Here is a 22,054-nt window from a genome sequence, read left to right as displayed (position 1 = left end):
TTAAATTCAAACATTAAAGATTATTTACTAAAAGAAATAAATTCTAAAAGGATCTTGGTATATGGGAAATTCATGATTTACCAAGATCCGAATTCCTTAGAGAGGGGATAACGAAATGAACAGTAAATTTTTTGAAAAAAAATTCTTACCGATCGCTTCGAAAATAGGTAATCAAAGACACTTACTTGCTTTGCGTGACGGTATTATGTTTGCCATGCCACTAATGATCATTGGTTCATTTTTCATTATCGTAGCTTGGTTAGAAGCAGAGTGGTACCAAAACTTTATGTCAAAAGTGTTTGGCGAAAATTGGAATGCTTTTGGAGATATCGTTTATAACGGTTCAATGGGGATTATCGCTTTAGTTGCAGTATTTGGTGTAGCTTATTCCTTAGCAAGTAGTTATAAGGTCGACAAAAAGAATATTGATGGAGTTCCAGCTGGAGTATTAGCATTAGCAAGTTATTTAATTGTTAATATTATGAGCACTTTCAAAGATGGTAAGGAAACTGTATCTGCATGGTCACCTGATCTATTTGGTGCACAATACTTGTTTGTTGGATTAATCATTGCCATTATTACTGCTGAAATATATCGTTACTTCTTACAAAAGAAGATCATCATTACGTTACCAGATACTGTACCGCCAACAGTTTCACGTTCATTTACGGCGCTTATTCCTGGTTTTGTGATTATCCTTTTCTTCTTACTAGTTCGATACGGATTTAGTCATACTGGATGGGGAGATTTTGCAACGTTTGTTCATAAAGTTGTAACACAACCATTTACAATTTTAGGTTCAACTTATATTGGTACACTTGTCGCTTGTTTAATGGAACATCTTTTATGGAGCTTTGGGATCCACGGTTCTTCGATTATCACATCTGTTATGGAACCAATTTGGATTACAAATGCTGATGCGAACTTGGCAGCAGTTAAAGCAGGTAAAGAATTACCACATATTATTACGTATACATTCTATGAGAATGGGATCTGGATGGGTGGATCTGGAGCTACTTTACCAGTAGCAATCTATATGACATTTTTAGCGAAGTCAAAACTTCTTAAGAAGGTAGGACGTCTAGCGATTGGACCATCGATCTTTAACGTAAATGAGCCAATTATGTTTGGTGTTCCAATTGTTTTAAATCCATTTTTAATGATTCCTTATATTCTAGCGCCAGTAGCAGTGTTAACAGTGACTTACTTTGGTACGGCAATGGGAATATTCCCACATACGACTGGAACGATTATCCCGTGGACAACCCCATATTTCATAAGTGGTTATTTAATGACGGGTGGTAAGATTATGGGTGTAGTCATGCAATTAGTAGCTTTTGCAGTGGCTTCGGCAATTTGGTTCCCATTCATTAGAATGTGGGATAAGAAAAATTTAGAATTAGAGAATACTAGTAAATAATTCGACAGCAATTAAATGGATAATTGATTAGAAGAAGGGACTAAAACTTATGGAAAATCGACAAAAAATACTAACTTCGTTTCGATTAAAAAGAATCGGTGCCTTTGCCATTGATGCAATAATTGTTTCAATCATCTTGTCAATTGTGTATCGAATCACGGGACTTCCAAACTTTCCAGGGGTCTTAGCAAATATGATTGAGCTTCAAAAATCAACTGCTAGTCAAGATGCAACTGTAAAGGTAATGGCTCTTTTTAATGAAGCATTTCTACAATCGCTTATCATCTATTTTTGTTATGAAGTTGCTACAACTCTATTATTGAGAGGGTCAACAATTGGAAAGATGATCTTTCGATTAAAATTAACACGCATTAATAACAATAAGGGAAAGCTTCCTTATATATTTCTAGTGATTGTTAGAAGTTTCTTTAAATTTTTGACGATGTTTATTTTTCAAGGTATCCCTTTCTTCTTATCCGTTATTAGCATGTTTGCTAATCAAAAATCATTGGCTGTACACGATCGAATTGGTCGATTTGTCGTTATGAATAAAAAGGAAGCATAAAAACTTACTAAAGAAAGAGGAAATCATCATGAATATCTTACTTTGCTGTGCTGCAGGCATGTCAACAAGTCTAATCGTTTCTAAAATGGAAAAAGTTGCGGAATCAAAAGGTATTTCAGCACGTATATGGGCAGTTTCTGAATCAGTTGTTCGCTCAGAAATCGAAGAAGCTGATGTGTTATTGTTAGGTCCACAAGTACGTTTCCTTTTAGAAGAAATGGAAGAATTCTGTGAAGAGAAAAACATTCCAGTTGAAGTAATTAATATGATGAATTATGGCATGTGCGATGGTGAAGCGATTTTAGAGCAAGCGATCAGTTTAATTGAAAATAAGTAGTAACTGTCAAAGAATTGACTCTTTTCAATCTTTGCCCAAGAAAAATATGATAAATACCTTAAAGGTTTATACATTTTAAAATTAATAACCGTGGGAATATGACGATAAAAAAATTTTATGAATAAAAAAGAGAGGAGGTCAGTTTTATGGTAAAAAATGAAACAGAAATTTTCACACTGATCCTTCACGGTGGAAATGGTCGAAGTGCTGCAATGGAAGCGATTCAAGCAGCAAAAAAACAAGACTTCGATTTGGCTCGCAAGAAATTGAAAGAATCAGGTGATGCTTTAAATGAGGCACATCATATTCAAACAACACTTATTCAGTCAGAGATCGGTGGTACTCCAACTGAGATTTCACTTTTAATGATCCATGCCCAAGATCACTTAATGAATGCAATGACTGTAAAAGACTTGGCAAAAGAGTTCGTTGACATGTATGAAAGGGGCCTAAAGTAATGTCAAAGAAATTTAAAATCGTTACAATAGGTGGAGGCTCAAGTTATACGCCAGAATTGGTTGAGGGAATCATTAAGCGCTATGAACAAATCCCAGTAACTGAGCTGTGGCTTGTTGATGTCGAAGCTGGACGAGAAAAATTAGAAACAGTTGGTGCACTAGCAAAGCGTATGGTCAAAAAAGCTGGAGTACCAATGGAAATTCATCTTTCGTATGATCGCCGTGAGGCCTTAAGGGATGCTGATTTTGTTACAACACAGCTTCGTGTTGGACAACTAGCTGCACGTGCACTTGATGAAAGAATTCCGCTAAAACATGGCGTAATCGGACAAGAAACAAATGGTGCAGGTGGATTGTTTAAAGCCTTACGTACAATTCCAGTTATTTTGGATATTTGTAAAGAAGTGGAAGAGCTATGTCCAAATGCTTGGATTCTTAACTTTACAAACCCTGCCGGAATGGTAACAGAGGCAGCATTAAGATATTCAAATATTAAGAGATTTATTGGTCTTTGCAATATACCGATTGGAATGGAAATGGGTGTTGCAAAACTATTAAATGTAGATCATTCACGTGTACGTATTGATTTTGCAGGTTTAAATCATATGGTATATGGTATAGAGGTTTATTTAGATGGAGTTAGTGTAAAAGAACAAGTACTTGAAATGATTATGGATCCTGCGAATGCTAGTTTTGTAAAAAATATAGATGCTGAAGAATGGGCACCTGAATTCTTAAAAGCAGTCAATGTCATTCCTTGTTCATATCATCATTACTATTACAAAACATCGGAAATGCTTGAAAGAGCATTAAAGGATTTTGAATCGAATGAAACGCGTGCAGAAGTCGTGCAAAAAATTGAAGCTTCTCTTTTTGAAAAATATAAAGATGAAGCGCTAGATATAAAACCACCTGAATTAGAAAAACGCGGTGGAGCTTACTATTCTGATGCGGCTTGTCGTTTAATTTCATCAATTTATAATGATACGAGAGATATCCAACCATTAAATACAATGAACAAGGGAGCAATCTCGGGCTTACCGTATGACGGGGCAGTAGAAGTTAGCTGTGTTATTACAAAAGATGGTCCTATTCCACTAACAATCGGGGAATTACCAGTGCCAGTTCGAGGATTAATTCAAACGATTAAATCTTTCGAACAGACAGCAATCGAGGCTGCTGTAGAAGGAAGTCGTGAAAAAGCAATTCTTGCCTTAACGATTAACCCGCTTGTAGCTAACGATAAAGTAGCTGTCGCCATCGTTGATGAAATGCTAGAAGCGCATAAAGAATATTTACCGAGATTTTATAAATAGGAAATATGTTTAGGGCAGCAAATCCTTTAGGATGCTGCCTTTTATATTTTTATAAAGATATTCTGATATTTTTATAGAACCACTACCTAGTCTAGGACTAGCCTAAACAATTGTCGAATAATCAATACAAAAGTCTTAGTAAGGATTTTTTGATCATAAAACATTTTATGATGATCTATCTAGATGATAAATATATCTAGAACTTTATGACTATAAAAAAATGCTCCAAAACGATAAATTAATACATAAAATTACATAATTTTATTAAAAACGCAAAGAAACTTTAAAGATTTTAAAATATTTGGAATTTTATGAAGGAATTTTGACTCAAAAAAAGAATTAGTTAATTTATCTATTATTCCTTAAAAACTTTATTAAAAATTATTTAGAAAGTATAGGCATTAATAGGTTCAAAAAAGATGAAAGGAGATATTAGGGGGCCATCTGTGTAAAGTTTTTGAGGTAATTTGGCATGTTCTTTATTGAGAAAAGAATTTGTCGATAATCCTCGAATTGCTGAATTAAAAAACAGGGGAAGTTTTTTAAGAAAGTATGTACTAATTTATTTTATTTAAAATTATCTTGGAGGGAACGGAGAAATGAATAATAAAAAGAATCGTAAAATTACTACATATGCATTAGCATCTGCTCTTGCTCTTTCTAATTTTGCATTTGTTTCACCAACTTCAGCAAAATCTTACCGACCAGGTGATTTAGCATCTAAGTTGGAGCAAATTAAACAATCACAAAATAAAAATAAAGTATCTGAAGCGAAAGCAAAATTAAAAGCTTCAGATAAAGTACGTGTCATCGTTGAATTAGAAGGGCAGTCACCAATTGAATACGCAACTAAACAAGGTAAATTGTTTAAGGACTTGTCTCAAAGTCAAAAGTCTAATCTATATGCAAAAGTTGATAGCCAACAAAGTTCGGTAAAATCAAAATTAAAATCAAAAGGTATTAACATTAATTATAAAAAACATTTTACAACTGCATTTAACGGTTTCAGTGGTGTCGTTGAATTTAGTGATGTAGCAAAAATTGAAGCTACTTCAGGTGTAAAAAACGTTTATTTAGCAAATGAATACAATCGTCCTACATCTGAACCAACTACACCAGATATGACGAAGAGTCATCAATTTATCCAGTCTAAAGAAACTTGGAAAGACACTGGATTTGATGGCAAAGGTATGGTTATCTCTATTATCGATACAGGGATTGATCCTACACATCGTGACTTTAAATTAACTGATCCTACAAAAGAGGACTTAACAAAAGATTCTGTGGCTAAAATTGTAAAAGATAAAGCTTTACCAGGTAAATTCTACACTGATAAGGTTCCTTATGGTTATAACTACTATGACCAAAACGATATCGTTACAGACCTTGGACCAGGTGCTTCAATGCATGGTATGCACGTAGCAGGTACTACAGCTGCTAACGGTGACGAAGCAAACGGTGGTATTAAAGGGGTTGCACCAGAAGCGCAAGTTCTTGCGATGAAGGTATTCAGTAATGACCCAAGCTATCCATCTACATGGTCTGATATTTATCTTGCAGCAATTGATGATTCTATTAAACTAGGAGCAGATGTACTAAACATGAGTCTTGGTTCTGTAGCATCTTCTTATGAGCCAAATAGTGCAGAAGATCTTGCAATTACTCGTGCAGTTGACAACGGTATCGTCTGTGCTGTTTCTTCTGGTAACTCAAACCATATTGGTTATGGCTGGGGAGATCCTCTATCACAAAACCCTGATATCGGTGTAACTGGAGCTCCAGGTCTTAATAAAGACACGATCTCAGTAGCTGCTTCTGGAAATGAAGCTTATCTTTATGAACATGCGATCACTGTGGATGGTAATAATGATCTTACTGTTATTGGTAAGGGAATCGATGCTTGGAAGAATTTATCAGATAAATTCGGTGGAAATATTCCAGTTGTAAATCTAGGTAAGAACGCTGATGGAAGCTACAAACTAGGTGGTCAGGATGATTATAAAGGCGTAGATGTTAAAGGGAAAATCGTATTAGTCGCACGTGGTACGTATACTTTTGCTGATAAAACGAAATATGCCTCTCAAGCTGGTGCTGCTGGTATTATCGTTTGGAACGCTACAGCTGGTGCTCAATACGCTGACCAAGGCGGATGGGAAGTACCAATGATGCTTGTTAACTCAAAAGCAGATGGTGAAGCGTTAGCGAATGCGATTAATGGTTCAGGAACAATTCATGTTAACCAAACAGCAAAAAATGAAAGTCCAGAAATGGGTCGTATGACTGCATTTACTTCATGGGGAGTTACACCTAGTCTTGAGTTAAAACCTGAAATTACAGCTCCTGGTGGAAATATTTATTCAACCGTTAATAATAATCAATATGAAGTAATGAGTGGTACTTCAATGGCAGCTCCACACGTAGCTGGTGGTTCTGCATTAGTACAAGAGTACTTGAAAAGTGATAAACGTTTCAGTTCGTTAAGCTTAAGTCAACGTACTCACTTAGCAAAAGTATTACTAATGAATACTGCAAAAGTTATTAATGACTTAGATGGTCATCCATTCTCACCACGCCGTCAAGGTGCAGGTATGATGCAAATTGAAAATGCAGTTACAACACCAGTTTACTTCTACAGTAAGGCAACAGGTGAAGCGAAATATGAATTGAAGGATTTCCAATCTAAACAAGTATCGATGACGTTCACTGCAAAAAATATTTCTGATAAAGATGCTGAATATAAAGTTGATGCAAATGCGTTAACAGATGAATTCTATCAAACTGCTGACGTTGATCGTAATGCGCTTCAAACAGGTGCATTAAAAGGTGCAAAAATAGATGCTCCTAAAACAATTAAAGTACCAGCGGGTCAATCTGTTGATTTCACTGTGAAAATTGATTTAACTAATGCAAAAATTCCTGGATTCGATAAAGCTGGTAAAGAAATTCTAGCAGATCTTCATGACAATATTTTCGTTGAAGGTTCTGTAAATCTTATCGGTACAAACGGTAATCCAAATTTAACGGCTCCATACGTAGGCTTCTACGGTAAGTGGGACAGTCTGCCAATCGTTGATGGATTCAAAGATCTTGGTGAAACTCGTTACTTTGATTTAGCAAGAGCTTATAAAGGTGCACATGACATGGCATCTGATTACGATAGTACATTCTGGGAAGCTGCGCCTGGAAAGAATGGAGAGAAATATTACGCATTTTCACCAAATGACGACAATAATGGTGATGATATCAATGCGCTTCCATCATTCCTAAGAAATGCATCAGAAGTACAATATAACATCCTTGACAAAAACAATAAATTCCTTCGCCGTTTAAGTGCTCAATCGGATGTGACTAAAAATAACTTTAACAATGGTAAAGGCGAAATCATGAAGGATAGCGAGTCTACTATTTGGGATGGTAAAGTGAATGGGCAAGTTATGCCAGACGGTTTATACTATTACGAGATTAAATCTGTAATTGGCTATAATAATGCAAAGTGGCAGTCTAAAAAGATTCCAGTCTATATTGATACTAAAGCTCCAAGTGTTAAAGCAACTTATGATCCAGATAAGAAAATTGTATCTTGGAAAGGTTCGGATGATGCATCAGGAGTGCAAGTATACGGTATTTTCGTAAATGGTAAATTAGAAGGCGTAACTGATAATACACAAACTTCTTTTGATCTTTCTAAAGCTCCTGCTAAAGCTATAGTAGAAGTACTTGCTTTGGACTATGCAGGTAACGCGGCAGAAGATGTTGCAACGATTGGTGACGTGGATCTTCCGCTAGTATATATCACTGACGGATCAAAAGATTCTACAGGTGAATATATTCCAAACTCACCAGAACCATGGGGAGCTTACAGTGATAACACAGTTCCAGTTAAAGGTTTCGTAACAGATGATATTGGTATTAAAACTGTTAAGGTTAATGGTAAAGAAGTACCGGTTGATTTTGATGCTAAGACTGGACACTACAACTATTCAACAACTGTAACATTTGACAAAGATGGTCCATTCACTGTTCAAGTAGAAGCAACAGATTATGCAAACAAAAAATTCTCAGTTGCGCGTCATATTTATGTTGATACTCACGAGGCAGAAATTAATGTACTAAATGCTCCTACTCGTGTGGATAAAAAAGTAGATAAAGTTACATTTAAAGTAAATTTAAAAGATAACTACAGCTACTTAAACTTCTTCGTTGGTGAAAACCATGAATTTGAAGTTCCATTAATTAGCCCAGTGGATGTTGTAAAACCATTAAACAAAGATTATGAAGTGACTGTACCGTTAAAAGAAGGAAAAAATACAATTACGTTAAGAGCGACTGACCTTGCTGGTAATGAAACAGTGAAGACAGTAGTAATTAATCGTGCAGATGCTGCGATTAAAACTGGTTGGGTTTTAGAAAACGGCAAAAAATACTACTACAATAGCAAAGGTGTTAAAGTAACTGGATGGGCTACAATCAGTGGTAAAAAATATTACTTCGATAATAACGGAGTAATGAAAACAAGCTGGTTAACTTACAATGGTAAGAAGTATTACTTCGATAAATATGGAGTAATGAAAACAAGCTGGTTAGAATTAAATGGTAAGAAGTATTACTTTGATAAATATGGAGTAATGAAAACAAGTTGGTTGGAATTAAATGGTAAGAAGTACTACTTCGATAAGTATGGAGTAATGAAGAAAAGCTGGTTAGTATTAGGAAATAAACACTATTACTTTGATAAATACGGAGTAATGAAAAAGAGCTGGTTAGTATTAGGAAATAAACACTATTACTTTGATAAATACGGAGTAATGAAAACTAGTTGGTTAGTATTAGGGAATAAACATTATTACTTTGATAAATATGGAGTAATGAAAACTGGTTGGTTAGTATTAGGAAATAAACACTACTACTTCGAATCAAATGGAGTAATGTTTAGTAATGGTTGGAAAAAAATAAATGGTAAATATTATTACTTCAACAAATCCGGAGTAATGGCTGTAAATACTACAATCGGTAAATATAAAGTTGGAAAAGACGGAGCAAGAAAGTAAGATTTTTGATTTAATAGCTTACTAGATTTAGAAAAATTTTTAGCACGTATTCGATTTAAAAAATCGGATACGTGCTTTTTTTAATATGTAAAAGTGGGAACACATCCTATTTTTCTGGGTGGTTTCTCATAAAAAAGCCACAAGGAAAACCAATTTCCTTGTGACTTTTTAATACTACTTTAACTTATTTTCGTTTTATTATTGTTATCTGTTATTCCAAGTGTACTTCTTTTCTTACCGTATAAACCATAAACAAGAAGTCCTATAGCCATCCAAACGATAAAACGAATAAATGTAATACTTGGAAGACTAGCGATTAGATAAGCAGAAAAACCGATTCCAATTAATGGAATAATTGGTACTAATGGTGTTTTGAATCCTCTTTTTAAATCAGGACGTTTTATACGTAATACAATAATAGAAGAACAAATTAAAATAAACGCTGTTAACGTTCCGATATTAACTAGTTCTGCAACTTCGTTAATTGGCGTAACACCAGCTACAAAAGCTGTAATTAAACCAATTAATAAAGTAGGACGATAAGGTGTTTTATATTTAGGGTGTAATTTTGTAAACCATTTTGGTAATAAACCATCTCTGCTCATTGAGAACCAAATACGTGATCCAGCAAGCATAAATGAGAACAATACTGATAGAATCCCTGTAATTGCAGCGGCAGAAATGATTAACGTAATCCACTTCATACCAATATTACTAAAAGCTTTTGCTACAGGTGCTGCGTTATTAAGTGTTTCATACGGAGCCATACCTGTAATAATAAGTGACATTGCAACATACAAACATAAAGCGACAGCTAATGATATGATAACTGCAAGTGGTAAATCACGTTGCGGTCTTTTTGCTTCTTCAGCTGCTGTAGTTAATGTGTCATATCCGAATACAGCAAAGAATACTAGAGCTGCACCACTCATTACGCCATGAAAACCAAAAGGCATGAATGGGTGCCAGTTAGCTGTATTTATATGAAAACTTCCAACGCCAATAACTAAAAGTATAATACCTAATTTGATGATAACCATTAATGAATTAAATTTAGAACCCATTTCAGTTCCTAATGTAAGTAAGCCAGCAATTCCAAGACTAACTAAAACGGCAATTAAGTCAACTTTGTGACCTGCTCCAGTACCAGGTGCACCTTGTGCCCATACAGGAAGGTGAACTCCCATTTGTAATAAAAACTCTTGCATGTAGCCAGACCATCCAATGGCTACTACTGCAACAACTAAAGCATACTCGAGTAACAAATCCCACCCGATTAACCAAGCTGTACCTTCTCCTAAAACAGCATAGCTGTAAGTATAAGCACTTCCGGCTACCGGTATTAATCCAGCAAATTCTGCATAACACAATGCAGCTGCTGCGCTAGCTAAACCAGCAATAATAAACGATAAAAGAACTGCCGGACCAGCATGTTCAGCTGCTGCTACACCGGTTAATACGAAGATACCTACACCAATGATCCCGCCTAAACCAATGGCAGTCAGTTGCCATAAACCTAGAACACGGTTAAGTCCGGTATTTTTAGCCCCATCCTGTTGAAGCTGTTCAATCGACTTTTTCCTGAAAAAAGCATTCATCCAAAAACTCCCCCTTTTTTACGAATAATCTGTATTTTTAGTAAATAAACACACACTGTTTAAAATAGTGCGTAGTAACTAATCAATTTGCAATGGAAGAGTTTTATCATTTCTCAAATTTAAGTAAGCGTTTACTAATGCATATAAAAAATAGTAGTAGACTTAAATAGTAAGAGAATTATTCTTTTCTTCAAAGATTTTTTTGTATTGTAACATAGTTCGATATTACTATGCAATAATAGTATGAATGTTTTAAATAGTATATATTGAGCTAATAAAATATAAATTTTAAATTAAATTAATAAAAAGTATGTGCGAAATTACATAGATATATCAAGGGATTCTATGACTTTCTTAGTAGGCTTTCTTTCTAGTAAAACTTATTATATAGAAGCTAAAATTATTTTTCGGAATATAATTTAGAATATTCTGAAATAATTTTCCTTCTCGGATATACTTTAGTAGATAAATAAAAGGCTTATTAAAAAAAAGATATTAAATATTTATGATTTTCTAAAAAATCTCCTTGAAACCCTTTTTAAAACAATAGACAATAGACATAGGAGAAGTCGTAATAAGTTTTTGGCAAGATAAGGAAGGGGCAAAAGTTTTATGGAAACGGCGAAAAGAATTTACGAAGAAAAAGAACGAGTAATTACGCCACGTCAGAAGAAATTTATTGTAATGGGGATCATTGTTCTTTTAATCGTTTCTGTGGTTCTTAGCGTAGCGGTAGTAGAAATTAAAAAGAGTAAATCTAAAACATTACAGTTTATCAGTCCAACCGTAAAAAGTTTTACGAAAACTGAAACTGTGTCTGGTCATGTTGTACAAAGTCATACGGAAACAATTTACGTAAATCCAACAAAAGGTTCGATCAATGAGATTTTTGTTAAAGAAGGTGATACTGTCACGAAAGGGCAAAAACTCTTTTCTTATGAAGATCCAACTATAGCAGCTGAAATAGGACAAGCAGAAGTAAATAAGAAACTAGCAGAAACAACTGTCACACAGAAAAACGACCAAATTTCATCATTAGAAAAAGATATTCAAAATGCTATTTTAGCGTCAACATCTAATTCAACTGATGCAACTAATCCAGATAGTAATGTGACAAATACAACAAATACACTGGAGATTCAGTCTTTGCAAGTTGAACTTAATTCTGCAAAGGAAGAGCTAAATGCTGCACAGCTAAAAGTAGAAAAATATACACTTGAAGCTGAACAGCTAAAAGCACAACAAGAATCATTAACTGTAAACAGTAATAATGATGGGGTAGTACTTAACTTGAATAAAAGTATCGGACAAGGTTTTAAAGCAACAGATAAACAGCAAATCTCAATAATGCAAATTGCTTCAAACGAACCATTCCAAATTGAAGGAAAGCTAACTGAGAAAGAGAAAGCAAAAGTTGAACCAGGCCAAGCAATTAAAGTCAGTTCAAAAGTTGTTGCTAATAAGAGCTGGAAAGGAAGTATTTCAGAGGTAAGTAACTATCCTATGAATAATCCTTCCACTAATCAAGATAAGAAATCAACAAAAGAAGCAATACCTTATTACTCTTTTAGAGCAACACTAGATTCACAAGAAAAACTATATCCTGGTTACGAAACAAATCTTGAAATAGTAGTACAATCAAAGGATTTGTTAGCAGTACCTGCGACGAGCGTTAAAGGGTCAGGAAAATCAAAATATGTTTATGTACTTAAAAAAGGAACTATTTATAAGAAGAATGTAAAAACTGGCCAAAAACAAGGGAAATATGTTGCCATTCTTAAAGGATTAAAGGAAGGGGACAAAGTAGGTAAAAATCCTTCCTGGACTGTCCGCCCTGGAACTAAAATTGATTTAAAAAAGTAGTTGAATAGATGATCACTATAGGGAAAGGATTTTGCGATAGTGATCGTCTATTAATTTTCATAGAAACAAAGGTAAAAAAGGCATCTAAAAAAGTCAGGTTACCTGACACTAGATGCCTTTTTAATATGAAAATAGTATAGTCAAAGTTAGTAATTCCCCCAGGTCATACCTTTAAAGCGTTTTCAAAATAATGAATTGATTTAAGCATTAATTTTTTGTGGAGGTAATGGAACAGCGCGTAGTTCTGTTGCTTCTTCCTTAATAGAAAATAAATAAGCGATTAATCCTAAAAGAGCCGTAATAATCAGCATAAAAATGGAAGTTGTGAAGTCTCCACCTGATGAGTCACGCAACCATCCCATAATATAACTAGAAAAACCACCCATTAGATTTGTAAATCCGATTAATCCTGCAGCCCGTCCAGCTGTTTCCTGTGTAGAGTATTTTACTAAGAACATATTACTTAAATGGAAAACACCACCTTGGCAACCCATAGCTAGCCCCATACAAACGCCTGCTAAAATCGGGTTTGGAACAAGTACTGCTGTTATTAAGAATAGTATCGTTAGTGAAAATAATATTGTTGCCATTAGACTTGGGCGTCTTGTTTTATCAGCAAGAAAACCACATGCGAGAACAAATCCAAGTGCAAATAACCACGATAAAGAAGTAATACTTGTCATACCTTCACGCTCAAAACCTTTTGCCTCAATCAAGTATGTTGGCAACCAAATGCTGATCCCAAAGAAAAGGAAAGAGCAGACTAACATCCCAAACCATACAATCCAAAAACGATAATCTTGAATAAAATTCTTATTTCCATTCGAACTGCTAACTTTTTCTTCTGTAGGATCAGAATGGTTAATTAACGCTAACTCTTCGTTACTTATCCAAGGATGTTCTGCAGGTGTATTTCTTGTAAGAAAAATAAACATCGGGATATTAATTAATAAGTTAAAACCAGCGAGCATAAAGAAGGCAGCTTGCCAGTGAATTGATGAAATAACAAGTACTAAAATAATTGCCCCTATTGCTGGTCCTAAATAGTTACCTGTAAGCCAAGAAGCTTGAGCACGCCCTAGCTCACGTTTGTTGAACCAAGCAGAAATAAATTTCCCCGAAACAGGAATCATCATCCCTTCCCCAAATCCAAGAATAATTCTACTAATAATAAATGCTTCATATGTAGTGGAGAGACCAGATGAAAACATAGTAAGAGACCAAACAAATAATCCAGCTATGGCCGTTTTTCTCGCACCAAACTTATCAATAATGAATCCCCAAAATAGATTCGAAACCCCATATGCAATCGTAAAAACAAATGAAAGAAGACCAATTTTTGCATTTTTATCAACACCAGTCATACCGAGTGCTTTCAAAAACTCTGGGTCTGTTTGTATGACAGAAATGCCAACTTTATCAATTTGTCCAAAGAACCAAAAGAAAAAGATTGGTAAAGCAATAAAAATCCATCTTTTTTGTTTATGTAGCATTAAAATTCTCTCTCCTTTTAATATCAAGTAATAGCGTTTAAAATTTGGAAGGAAAAAGCAGAAACTACGTTTACCTAATAGGTATTGAAGTTCAAGTATTCTGTTTTGATACTTCAAGTTTTAACTTTGGCTCAACTTGAACGATCCACTCCTTTCAATAAAAGTGTTAATGTTTTAAATATAAAACACTGTTTCGTAATTTAACGATGAAACTCTTTTAAAGATAAAATAGTTAGAAAAGTTTGTCAATTGTGATTTTGCAGAAAAATTTTCCAGTTATTATGTTTCGATAGTATAATCATGTATTTATCAACCCTTTGAAAAAATAGTATTATTGACAATAAATTCTGACAAATCTATAATTCAAGTGGAAAACATGTTTTTTATATAAAACATTATGTTTGTTGATATTTAGGTTTTGAAAGATCGAAAATAGAGTGGAGGGTAATACGGATGCCAATAAGTCATTTAAAAGAGTTATCGATTCATTATAAAGAATCAGGTGAAGGACAAGCACTTGTCATTTTACATGGATTGGGAAACAATTCTCAGTCATGGAAGCATCAATTAAGTGAATTGAAGGAACAGTATAGAGTAATTGTTTGGGATGCGCCAGGTTATGGTGGGAGTTCTGATCTACAAAAGGAGTTCCGTGAATTTTCCGAGTTTGCTAATGTTCTTAAAGAGTTTTTGGATAGTCTAGGACTAGATTCTATCTATTTACTAGGTCATTCAATGGGATCAGCAATTGCAATTGATTTTACGAGCCGTTTTCCACATATGGTCGATGCGTTAATTATTTCAGATGCAACACGTGGAGCAGCTGGGTTAAGTAGAGAAGAAAACGAGATAAAACTTCAAAATAGGTTAAACTCCATTGAAAATCTACAACCAAGTGAATTAGCAAGAAAAAGAGTAAAAGCATTACTTGCGCCAAATGCATCGGCCGAGGTGATAAAAGAGGCTGAGCGTATCATGTCACAAGTACGTCTATCTGGTTACCGTTCTGTTTCCTACTCTTTATCAAACTTAAACCAAATGGAGATTCTTCCTTCAATATCTGTTCCAACACTTGTTATGTGCGGGGAGTTAGATCAAGTAACCCCAGTAAGTGAATCACAAATATTTCATGAGTTGATTCCGAATTCGGAATTTGTTATTGTACCAAATACAGGCCATTTATGCTATCAAGAAGATCCTAAACTATTTAATCAATCCGTGTTAAACTTTTTAAAGAAACAACCGATTAGTCAAAAATAGAATTGAATCTATGTATTAGGAGAGGTTTGCTCGATGGATAATGTAGAAAAAGAAAAATATAGCGCCAATTCTTTAGTTAGAGGATTAGAAATTATTAAGCTTTTTAATGAGGAACATCCTAGTTTGTCACTTTCAGAGATTGCAAAAAAGTTAGGGGTAAGCAGAACAGTACCTTATCGATTACTTTATACACTGCAGTCGATTGGATACTTAACACAGGATGAAAATACGAAGCAATATTCGTTAACTCCTAAAGTTCTTGAATTAGGTTTTAGTTATATAAATAGTTTGAAAGTACCTGAAATAGCACAACCATATATGGAATCATTACGTGATGAAATAGGTGCTTCATGTCATTTGTCAATTTTAGATGGACATGAAGTAGTGTATGTGGGGAGTGCTCCGGTTAGAGGGGTATCAGCAGTCAATGTCAATATTGGTTTAAGACTACCAGCCCATGCAACAGCAAATGGAAAGCTACTTCTTGCATACGAGCCAAAGGAAAGTCTTATGCAACTGTTCCAAGTTACAAATTTAACGCCATATACAGATAAAACGTTAACAACGCCTGGAGAGTTTATAGACCAATTAGAAAAAATACGTCAAAATGGCTACTCGATGACAAGTGGAGAATTTCATCAAGGTATTCATTCAATCGCTGCACCGATCTACGGTAGAACAGGAAAAGTATTAGCAGCATTGAATATCGTAGCGACTGAAATATCATATCAGGAAGATTACATGAATAAAGTTGCATTACCTAAACTTCTTGATGTCTCTGTTTTACTATCAAACTATATGGGTTACAACGGCAGAGTTTCAAATCAGGTTAAATAGTTCAAGTTAAAAATATGGATTCCCATACTAAGGGAATTCATATTTTTTTTTGTAAAAAAACTAGTTATAAACGCTGAATATACAATGTTTTTTATATTTTACTTTTATGACATATCTAAATTTTCTAAAAACTATGTTGACACAAAAGATAATTCATCCTAGAATTATTTTATAGATAAAACACTGTTTTGTATATAAAACAAATAAAAGGTTAAATACAAAACATTTTTTTAAAAAAAGGAACAACAATACAAGGAGGATTTTTAAAATGACAAATGAAACTTTTTCAGTTGAAGAATTTGAAAAGAAGTACGTGGCTCGATTAGAAGATCGTACGCTAGATTGGAATGTTTTAAAATTTCAAGAGGAAATTGATCCAAGATATAAGCGTGCTCAAATGCGATACATTGGACGTGGGGCGACAGCGAATAATGATTCAAATGTTATTACAGCAGAGCATTTTACATTAAGTACAATGGTTCTACCTCCTGGTTGCATTGGACCTTTACATCTTCACGATGATGTAGAAGAAGTATTTTTTATTCTTGAAGGAGAGGTTACTGCTTTAATTCAAGAAGTTGGTAAAGATGAGGTACATGAAATTAAATTAAAAGCTAGAGATTGTATCAGTTCTCCTCCTGGCATTCATCGAGGTATTAGAAATGATGGTGATACTGAAGCACGTATGTTAGTTATGCTTGGTGCAGTGAAACCAAACCTTCCAACCTATCCAGAAGGTAGCGCGCTTGAAGAACTTCGTAAACAACGTGCTAAAGAGAGAGAAGCAATCATTAAAGGTTAATGAAAAAAATCAAAAAAGGTCAGCTGCATTTTGAATAAATTGTAGCTGCCTTTTTCAATAGAGTTGATAAAAGAAAGCGCTTTATATAGGTGAATGGGAGGGATTGTTGATGCTAGGAATTACTCATTTAAGACATATAAGTTTGATTACACCAAACTTCGATGAGCAAGTGAACTTTTACGAAAAGGTTTGGGGTTTAGATCGTGTAAATGTTTCAGATGACAATATTGCATATTTTCGAGGAGCGGGACCTGAGCATCATATACTAAGTCTTCGAAAGGGAGATAAATGCGGTTTGCATCATATCGCATTTGGAATGGTTGATAAAAATGCAGTTGATCGCGCGGCTGAAATTTTACATTCAAAAGGCGTACATATTGTAAAAGAGCCAGGTTATTTAGATGAAGCTGGTGGAGGATATGGACTTCAATTTGTTGATCCAGAAAACCGTGTAATCGAACTTTCAGCTTGGGTAGAGGTGCAAACATCGATTTGGACTAATAAAAACGTTGATCCTGTGAAATTAAACCATGTAGTGATGAATACAAAAGATTTAGATATGATCGTGGAGTTTTATACTGATGTGCTTGGATTCAAAGTGACTGATTGGAGTGAGCACCAAATGTCCTTCTTAAGGTGTAATCGAAAACATCATTCGATAGCTTTTAATCAAGATGCACACGCTTCAGTTAATCATATTGCTTACGAAGTTGATTCGGTAGATGAATTAATGCGAGGTATTAGTAATGTTAGAAAAGCTGGACTAAATGAGTTATGGGGTCCAGGTCGACATGGTCCTGGTAATAATATCTTTTGTTATTTTCAAGATCTCGGTGGTTTTGTCATGGAATATACATGCTATCTTGAAACAATTGAAGATGAGGCAGAGTGGAGAGCACGAGTATGGAAACGTGTGCCACACTTAATGGATCAATGGGGAATTGCTGGTCCACCAAAACCAGAAGCTCGTAAAGCAATGGGCGGAGAACCGGATAATGGCTGGGTAGATAGAACGGTTGTACGTTAAAAAGTTTAAGTAATCATGCTTTAAGATACGAACTATGAAAGCTTTAATAAGGGGTGACGGGATGGATCTTGGGTTAAAAGGAAAAGTTGCGGTAATTATGGGTGGCACCTCTGGTGTTGGACTGAAGACAGCTGAATTATTTTTAGGTGAAGGTGCGAAAGTAGCAATTTGCGGAAGAAGTAAAGAGCGCGCAGATAAAGCTTTCAATCATTTACTCTCATATGGTGATCGAGAAGATATATTTGCTTCGACTTGTGATGTTACATCAAAAGAGGAAGTTAATAAGTTTATACAACAGACAGCAGAAAAGTTTGGTGGAATTGATACGTTAGTGAATGCAGCTGGTCAAAGTGTTATGGGGCATTTTTTCGATATTACAGATGAGCAGTGGCAAGAACAAATTCAATTAAAGTATTTCGCAATTATTTATGCAGTACGTGCAGCTCATCCTTATTTGGTGAAAAGAGGAGGGGGCCGAATTATTAATATAAATGCAACGCTAGCAAAAGAGCCGGAGCGTCATATGGTCGCAACAGCAGCGACACGCGCAGGACTTTTAAATTTAAGTAAAACATTGTCTCAAGAATTAGCATCCGACAATATTTTAGTCAATTCAGTAAGTCTTGGTTTAATTCGAACCGATCAATGGGAACGTAGAAGACTGAAAAATGCTCCTGATATGGATCCCGAAGAATATTATAAAGATTTGGCGATAAAAAGAAATATTCCACTAGGCCGTGTAGGTGAAGCGGAAGAAGTTGCTAGTGTTATTGTGTTTCTTGCTTCAGACAAAGCGAGTTATGTAGCTGGTTCTACAATTGAAACTGCTGGTGCAATCGGTAAAGCACTTTAAATAAATTATTAGACAAAGGTAGGATACTAAGATGAAAAATCAAGAAGAAATCGTATTTACTACTGCGGATGCCGTCGTAAAAGAGTTAGTTCAAGCAGGCGTAGAAGTCGCTTTTGGAATCGTAAGTATTCATAATATGCCCATCTATGACGCGATTTTAAGGGATGGAAGTATCAAGCTAATTTGTTCACGTGGCGAAAGTGGAGCAGTCAATATGGCAGATGGTTATGCACGTGCGACAGGAAAATTAGGTGTTGTTATTACTAGTACAGGAACAGGAGCTGGAAACGCTGCTGGTTCATTAGTAGAAGCATGGGCAGCTGGAGTTCCACTACTTCATCTGACTGGAGAAGTAGCATCACCTTATCTTGGTACAGGTAAAGGATACATACATGAATGCAAAGACCAGCTATCAATGATGAGCGGTGCTTGTAAAAATGCTGTAAGACTTAGAAGACCAGAACAAACAGCTGGTGTAGTAAGAAAAGCAATTGAAGAAGCACTAACTGCTCCAACTGGACCAGTTAGCTTAGAAATTCCAATCGATTTTCAATCAGCAATTATTGAGGATGTTTCAATTGATAAGGTACAGGTTATTAAACCGCAACTTTCTACCGTAATACCAGCGTGCGCAATTTCAAAAATTTCAGAAGCACGTCGTCCAGTTATTTGGGCTGGTGGTGGAGTTATCTCTGCCAATGCCTCAAAAGAGTTAACGAACTTAGCAGAAATTCTTGGAGCTGCTGTCATTACAAGTCAATCTGGAAAAGGTTCGATACCAGAAGATCATGAGCAATGTATAGGTCATTTTGCAGCCAATGAGTCGACAAAAGAGTTTTTAAGAAATGCAGATTTATTGATTAGTGTAGGTGTACGTTTCAGAGGGAATGAAACTTCTAACTGGAAAGTCACTGTCCCAGAAGAACATATTTCGATTGATGCAGATTTTAATGCAATTAATCGTAATTATAAAGCAACAGTTGGCTTAGTTGGAGATGCAAAAGATATTTTATCGGCTCTAATTAATAAAATCGATGAAAAGTCTATTTCAGTTTCACCTACTTATATAGAAGAAGTACGTTCATTAAGAAATGAAGTGCGAGAACAACTTCGTAAAACATTGGGCCCGTTTGAACAATTTGTAGATGGGATGAGAGAGATTTTACCGAGAGATACGATTTTAGTTCGAGATGTGACAGTACAAGCGAATGTCTGGGGTAGTAGAATATTCGACATTTATGAACCGAGAACATCTATTCATGCATCCGGTGGCGGGATTGGTCAAGGCCTTCCTACCGCTATAGGAGCTCAAATGGGTTGCCCACATCAAACGGTCGTATTAATGGCTGGAGATGGTGGATTTATGGTTAATGTAGGGGAAATGGTGACTGCCGCTGAAGAGAATCTTCCAATTATCGTTGTGTTATTTGATGATTCTGGCTATGGGGTTCTTCGTAATATTCAAGAAGCGGCATATGGTCGCCAAGTAGCAGTGAATTTATTAAGTCCAGATTTTGTAAAACTAGCTGAGTCTATGCATTTTGAAGCAGTACGTATTGGCTCAGGAGACGAATTTGTAAATGAATTAAAGAAGGCAACTGAAAGAAGAAAGCCAACAATGATCGTTGTAGATATGGAAGCAGTTGGACCTATGGCAAAACCTTTTGGTGGACCTCCAGGAGCAGCTGAAAGCTTTAAGCCAAAAAAATTATAAAGGAGGTTCAGGTATGATTTCGACATATCCAGTTGTATCAGGAAGATATCTCATAAATGGTGAATGGAAGGATAGTAATGAAACATCAGATATTATGAATCCCGCTAATCATTCGGAAGTAATTGGAAAAGTTGCATTATGTACGGAGGAAATCGTAAACGAAGCAATTAATGCTGCAGCGAATGCATTTAAACTTTGGTCACAGAGTGGGATTGAGGATCGTGTAGAAAGAATGAAAATGGCAGCTGTGGAACTTTCTAAAATCATAGAAGAACATGTTTCATTATTTGTTCGTGAAAATGGAAAAACATTAGTAGAAGCTAAAAAAGACTTATTACGCTGCGTTGAAGTAATGAATGGTGGATCGGATGAACTATTAAAATGGTGGAAACCAGAATTACTTCCAGGAAATCAAAAAGTTCAAGTAAGAAGAAGAGCTAGAGGCGTTACTGCAGTAATTACTCCTTGGAATTCTCCTATGATTTTAACTTTTAAGCGAGTGATTCCTGCCGTTTTAGCAGGTAATACAGTTGTCGTGAAACCTGCGACAAATTGTCCATTAACCATTATGGCTTGTTTAAAAGTAGTGGCAAAACATTTTCCGCCTGGTGTCATTAATATCGTAACAGGTTCAGGAAAAATGATCGGTGACAAGCTTTGTTCTGATTCACGTGTTCGTACGATTGCATTTGTCGGAAGTACACAAACAGGTAAAGATATTATGAAAAAATCTTCAGGAAATCTTCAAAAAGTATATATGGAACTTGGTGGGAATGACCCAGCAATCATTTTAGAAGATGCAAACTTAGATGAAGAAGCAATTAAACGATTGAGAATGAGTATTTTAAGAGCGGCTGGCCAAGTATGTTCGGCTATTAAGCGCGTTTATGTACATGATTCTAGATATGTTGAATTAGTCAAAAAATTACAGAAAGAATTTGAGCGTATTGTTGTAGGTGATGGTATTCAACCTGATGTAACAATGGGCCCGTTAAATAATAAAGCACAGTACGATTATGTTAAAGGATTAATCGAACGAACTGAAAAAGCAGGTGCAAATGTAATAACAGCCGGTATCCAACTGAATCCTGAAATGTGGGATCAAGGATACTACATCTTACCAACAATCGTAACAGGTGTTGATCAGGAAAGTGAGATTGTTCGTGCAGAACAATTTGGACCAGTAATTCCTATTTTACCTTTTTCAACGATTGATGAAGTTACTAAACTAGCAAATGATAGTGAATTTGGGTTAAGGGCTTCTGTTTGGACTGAAAATGAAGAATTAGCAATTGAAATGGCAGATCGATTAGAAGCAGGCGCAGTTTTTCATAATAACCATACCATCTTTAGTGACTTAGCATTGGATTTCCCAGGGTTAAAAGAAAGCGGTGTTTCAAGAGAAACAAGACACTGTGGATTGGAATTCTTTGCAGATTCATACGGATTTGCAAATTAAGGAT

At 35.3% G+C, this 22,054-nt stretch carries 16 protein-coding genes; 14 read left to right on the top strand and 2 right to left on the bottom strand.

Going from position 1 to position 22,054, the window contains the following annotated elements; translation table 11 throughout:
* The first annotated feature begins 115 nt into the window (after window positions 1-115).
* From celB to ACSBO6_RS19610, 6 genes are all read left to right on the top strand, one after another.
* Window positions 116-1,420, top strand: a complete 1,305-nt coding sequence (gene celB, locus ACSBO6_RS19635; protein ID WP_098846156.1) for a PTS cellobiose transporter subunit IIC — start codon at window positions 116-118, stop codon at window positions 1,418-1,420.
* Window positions 1,421-1,469: 49 nt separating this feature from the next.
* Entirely contained in the window at window positions 1,470-1,985 is a 516-nt protein-coding gene (locus ACSBO6_RS19630; RefSeq protein WP_098846157.1) for an RDD family protein, read from the top strand.
* A gap of 28 nt (window positions 1,986-2,013) precedes the next feature.
* The gene (locus tag ACSBO6_RS19625) at window positions 2,014-2,322 is read left to right on the top strand and encodes a PTS sugar transporter subunit IIB (protein WP_498843911.1); all 309 of its coding nucleotides are present in this window, start codon (window positions 2,014-2,016) and stop codon (window positions 2,320-2,322) included.
* Window positions 2,323-2,468: 146 nt separating this feature from the next.
* Window positions 2,469-2,780: a PTS lactose/cellobiose transporter subunit IIA gene (locus ACSBO6_RS19620; protein ID WP_097974004.1), complete on the top strand. Its 312-nt coding sequence runs from the start codon at window positions 2,469-2,471 to the stop codon at window positions 2,778-2,780.
* Complete coding sequence (locus tag ACSBO6_RS19615; RefSeq protein WP_098846159.1) at window positions 2,780-4,096, top strand: 6-phospho-beta-glucosidase; 1,317 nt, start codon at window positions 2,780-2,782, stop codon at window positions 4,094-4,096. Before ACSBO6_RS19620 ends, ACSBO6_RS19615 begins: the two co-directional genes overlap by 1 nt.
* 599 nt (window positions 4,097-4,695) lie before the next feature.
* Window positions 4,696-9,144 (top strand): S8 family serine peptidase, encoded by a 4,449-nt coding sequence (locus ACSBO6_RS19610; RefSeq protein ID WP_498843910.1) that lies wholly within the window; start codon window positions 4,696-4,698, stop codon window positions 9,142-9,144.
* 179 nt (window positions 9,145-9,323) lie between these two features.
* On the opposite strand, the gene ACSBO6_RS19605 is transcribed toward ACSBO6_RS19610, so the two are convergent.
* Window positions 9,324-10,742 carry an amino acid permease gene (locus ACSBO6_RS19605; RefSeq protein WP_098846161.1) on the bottom strand — a complete coding sequence of 473 codons (1,419 nt, stop codon included), beginning with the start codon at window positions 10,740-10,742 and terminating at the stop codon, window positions 9,324-9,326.
* Window positions 10,743-11,354: 612 nt separating this feature from the next.
* Here ACSBO6_RS19605 and ACSBO6_RS19600 point away from each other — a divergent pair.
* On the top strand, window positions 11,355-12,605 hold the full coding sequence (locus ACSBO6_RS19600) for an efflux RND transporter periplasmic adaptor subunit (RefSeq protein ID WP_098846162.1): 1,251 nt from the start codon (window positions 11,355-11,357) through the stop codon (window positions 12,603-12,605).
* 200 nt (window positions 12,606-12,805) lie between these two features.
* On the opposite strand, the gene ACSBO6_RS19595 is transcribed toward ACSBO6_RS19600, so the two are convergent.
* Window positions 12,806-14,098: an MFS transporter gene (locus tag ACSBO6_RS19595; protein WP_498843909.1), complete on the bottom strand. Its 1,293-nt coding sequence runs from the start codon at window positions 14,096-14,098 to the stop codon at window positions 12,806-12,808.
* A gap of 453 nt (window positions 14,099-14,551) precedes the next feature.
* On the opposite strand from ACSBO6_RS19595, the gene ACSBO6_RS19590 reads away from it, so the two are divergent.
* From ACSBO6_RS19590 to ACSBO6_RS19560, 7 genes are all read left to right on the top strand, one after another.
* Entirely contained in the window at window positions 14,552-15,358 is an 807-nt protein-coding gene (locus tag ACSBO6_RS19590; RefSeq protein ID WP_098846164.1) for an alpha/beta fold hydrolase, read from the top strand.
* Window positions 15,359-15,391: 33 nt separating this feature from the next.
* Window positions 15,392-16,195 (top strand): IclR family transcriptional regulator, encoded by an 804-nt coding sequence (locus ACSBO6_RS19585; RefSeq protein ID WP_498843908.1) that lies wholly within the window; start codon window positions 15,392-15,394, stop codon window positions 16,193-16,195.
* 268 nt (window positions 16,196-16,463) lie between these two features.
* Window positions 16,464-16,997, top strand: a complete 534-nt coding sequence (locus ACSBO6_RS19580) for a cupin domain-containing protein (protein ID WP_098846166.1) — start codon at window positions 16,464-16,466, stop codon at window positions 16,995-16,997.
* A gap of 109 nt (window positions 16,998-17,106) precedes the next feature.
* The gene (locus ACSBO6_RS19575; protein WP_098846167.1) at window positions 17,107-18,024 is read left to right on the top strand and encodes a VOC family protein; all 918 of its coding nucleotides are present in this window, start codon (window positions 17,107-17,109) and stop codon (window positions 18,022-18,024) included.
* Between the two features lie 61 nt (window positions 18,025-18,085).
* Window positions 18,086-18,877, top strand: coding sequence for an SDR family oxidoreductase (locus ACSBO6_RS19570; RefSeq protein ID WP_498843907.1), 792 nt, complete (start codon window positions 18,086-18,088; stop codon window positions 18,875-18,877).
* A 31-nt stretch (window positions 18,878-18,908) separates the two neighbouring features.
* Window positions 18,909-20,591, top strand: a complete 1,683-nt coding sequence (locus tag ACSBO6_RS19565) for a thiamine pyrophosphate-binding protein (protein ID WP_498843906.1) — start codon at window positions 18,909-18,911, stop codon at window positions 20,589-20,591.
* 13 nt (window positions 20,592-20,604) lie between these two features.
* Window positions 20,605-22,050, top strand: coding sequence for an aldehyde dehydrogenase family protein (locus ACSBO6_RS19560; protein WP_498843905.1), 1,446 nt, complete (start codon window positions 20,605-20,607; stop codon window positions 22,048-22,050).
* The last annotated feature ends 4 nt before the right edge of the window (window positions 22,051-22,054 follow it).

This window comes from Bacillus sp. AL-1R, assembly GCF_052180195.1.
GTDB lineage: Bacteria > Bacillota > Bacilli > Bacillales > Bacillaceae_G > Gottfriedia.
This window is presented reverse-complemented; position numbering and strand designations above follow the sequence as displayed.

Bases quoted from the DNA above. Each gene is read 5' to 3' on its own strand.
- ACSBO6_RS19590 (WP_098846164.1), top strand. From the start codon at position 14,552: ATGCCAATAAGTCATTTAAAAGAGTTATCGATTCATTATAAAGAATCA.
- celB (WP_098846156.1), top strand. From the start codon at position 116: ATGAACAGTAAATTTTTTGAAAAAAAATTCTTACCGATCGCTTCGAAA.
- ACSBO6_RS19560 (WP_498843905.1), top strand. From the start codon at position 20,605: ATGATTTCGACATATCCAGTTGTATCAGGAAGATATCTCATAAATGGT.
- ACSBO6_RS19605 (WP_098846161.1), bottom strand. From the start codon at position 10,742: ATGAATGCTTTTTTCAGGAAAAAGTCGATTGAACAGCTTCAACAGGAT.
- ACSBO6_RS19575 (WP_098846167.1), top strand. From the start codon at position 17,107: ATGCTAGGAATTACTCATTTAAGACATATAAGTTTGATTACACCAAAC.
- ACSBO6_RS19595 (WP_498843909.1), bottom strand. From the start codon at position 14,098: ATGCTACATAAACAAAAAAGATGGATTTTTATTGCTTTACCAATCTTT.
- ACSBO6_RS19615 (WP_098846159.1), top strand. From the start codon at position 2,780: ATGTCAAAGAAATTTAAAATCGTTACAATAGGTGGAGGCTCAAGTTAT.
- ACSBO6_RS19565 (WP_498843906.1), top strand. From the start codon at position 18,909: ATGAAAAATCAAGAAGAAATCGTATTTACTACTGCGGATGCCGTCGTA.
- ACSBO6_RS19580 (WP_098846166.1), top strand. From the start codon at position 16,464: ATGACAAATGAAACTTTTTCAGTTGAAGAATTTGAAAAGAAGTACGTG.
- ACSBO6_RS19620 (WP_097974004.1), top strand. From the start codon at position 2,469: ATGGTAAAAAATGAAACAGAAATTTTCACACTGATCCTTCACGGTGGA.
- ACSBO6_RS19600 (WP_098846162.1), top strand. From the start codon at position 11,355: ATGGAAACGGCGAAAAGAATTTACGAAGAAAAAGAACGAGTAATTACG.
- ACSBO6_RS19585 (WP_498843908.1), top strand. From the start codon at position 15,392: ATGGATAATGTAGAAAAAGAAAAATATAGCGCCAATTCTTTAGTTAGA.
- ACSBO6_RS19570 (WP_498843907.1), top strand. From the start codon at position 18,086: ATGGATCTTGGGTTAAAAGGAAAAGTTGCGGTAATTATGGGTGGCACC.
- ACSBO6_RS19625 (WP_498843911.1), top strand. From the start codon at position 2,014: ATGAATATCTTACTTTGCTGTGCTGCAGGCATGTCAACAAGTCTAATC.
- ACSBO6_RS19610 (WP_498843910.1), top strand. From the start codon at position 4,696: ATGAATAATAAAAAGAATCGTAAAATTACTACATATGCATTAGCATCT.
- ACSBO6_RS19630 (WP_098846157.1), top strand. From the start codon at position 1,470: ATGGAAAATCGACAAAAAATACTAACTTCGTTTCGATTAAAAAGAATC.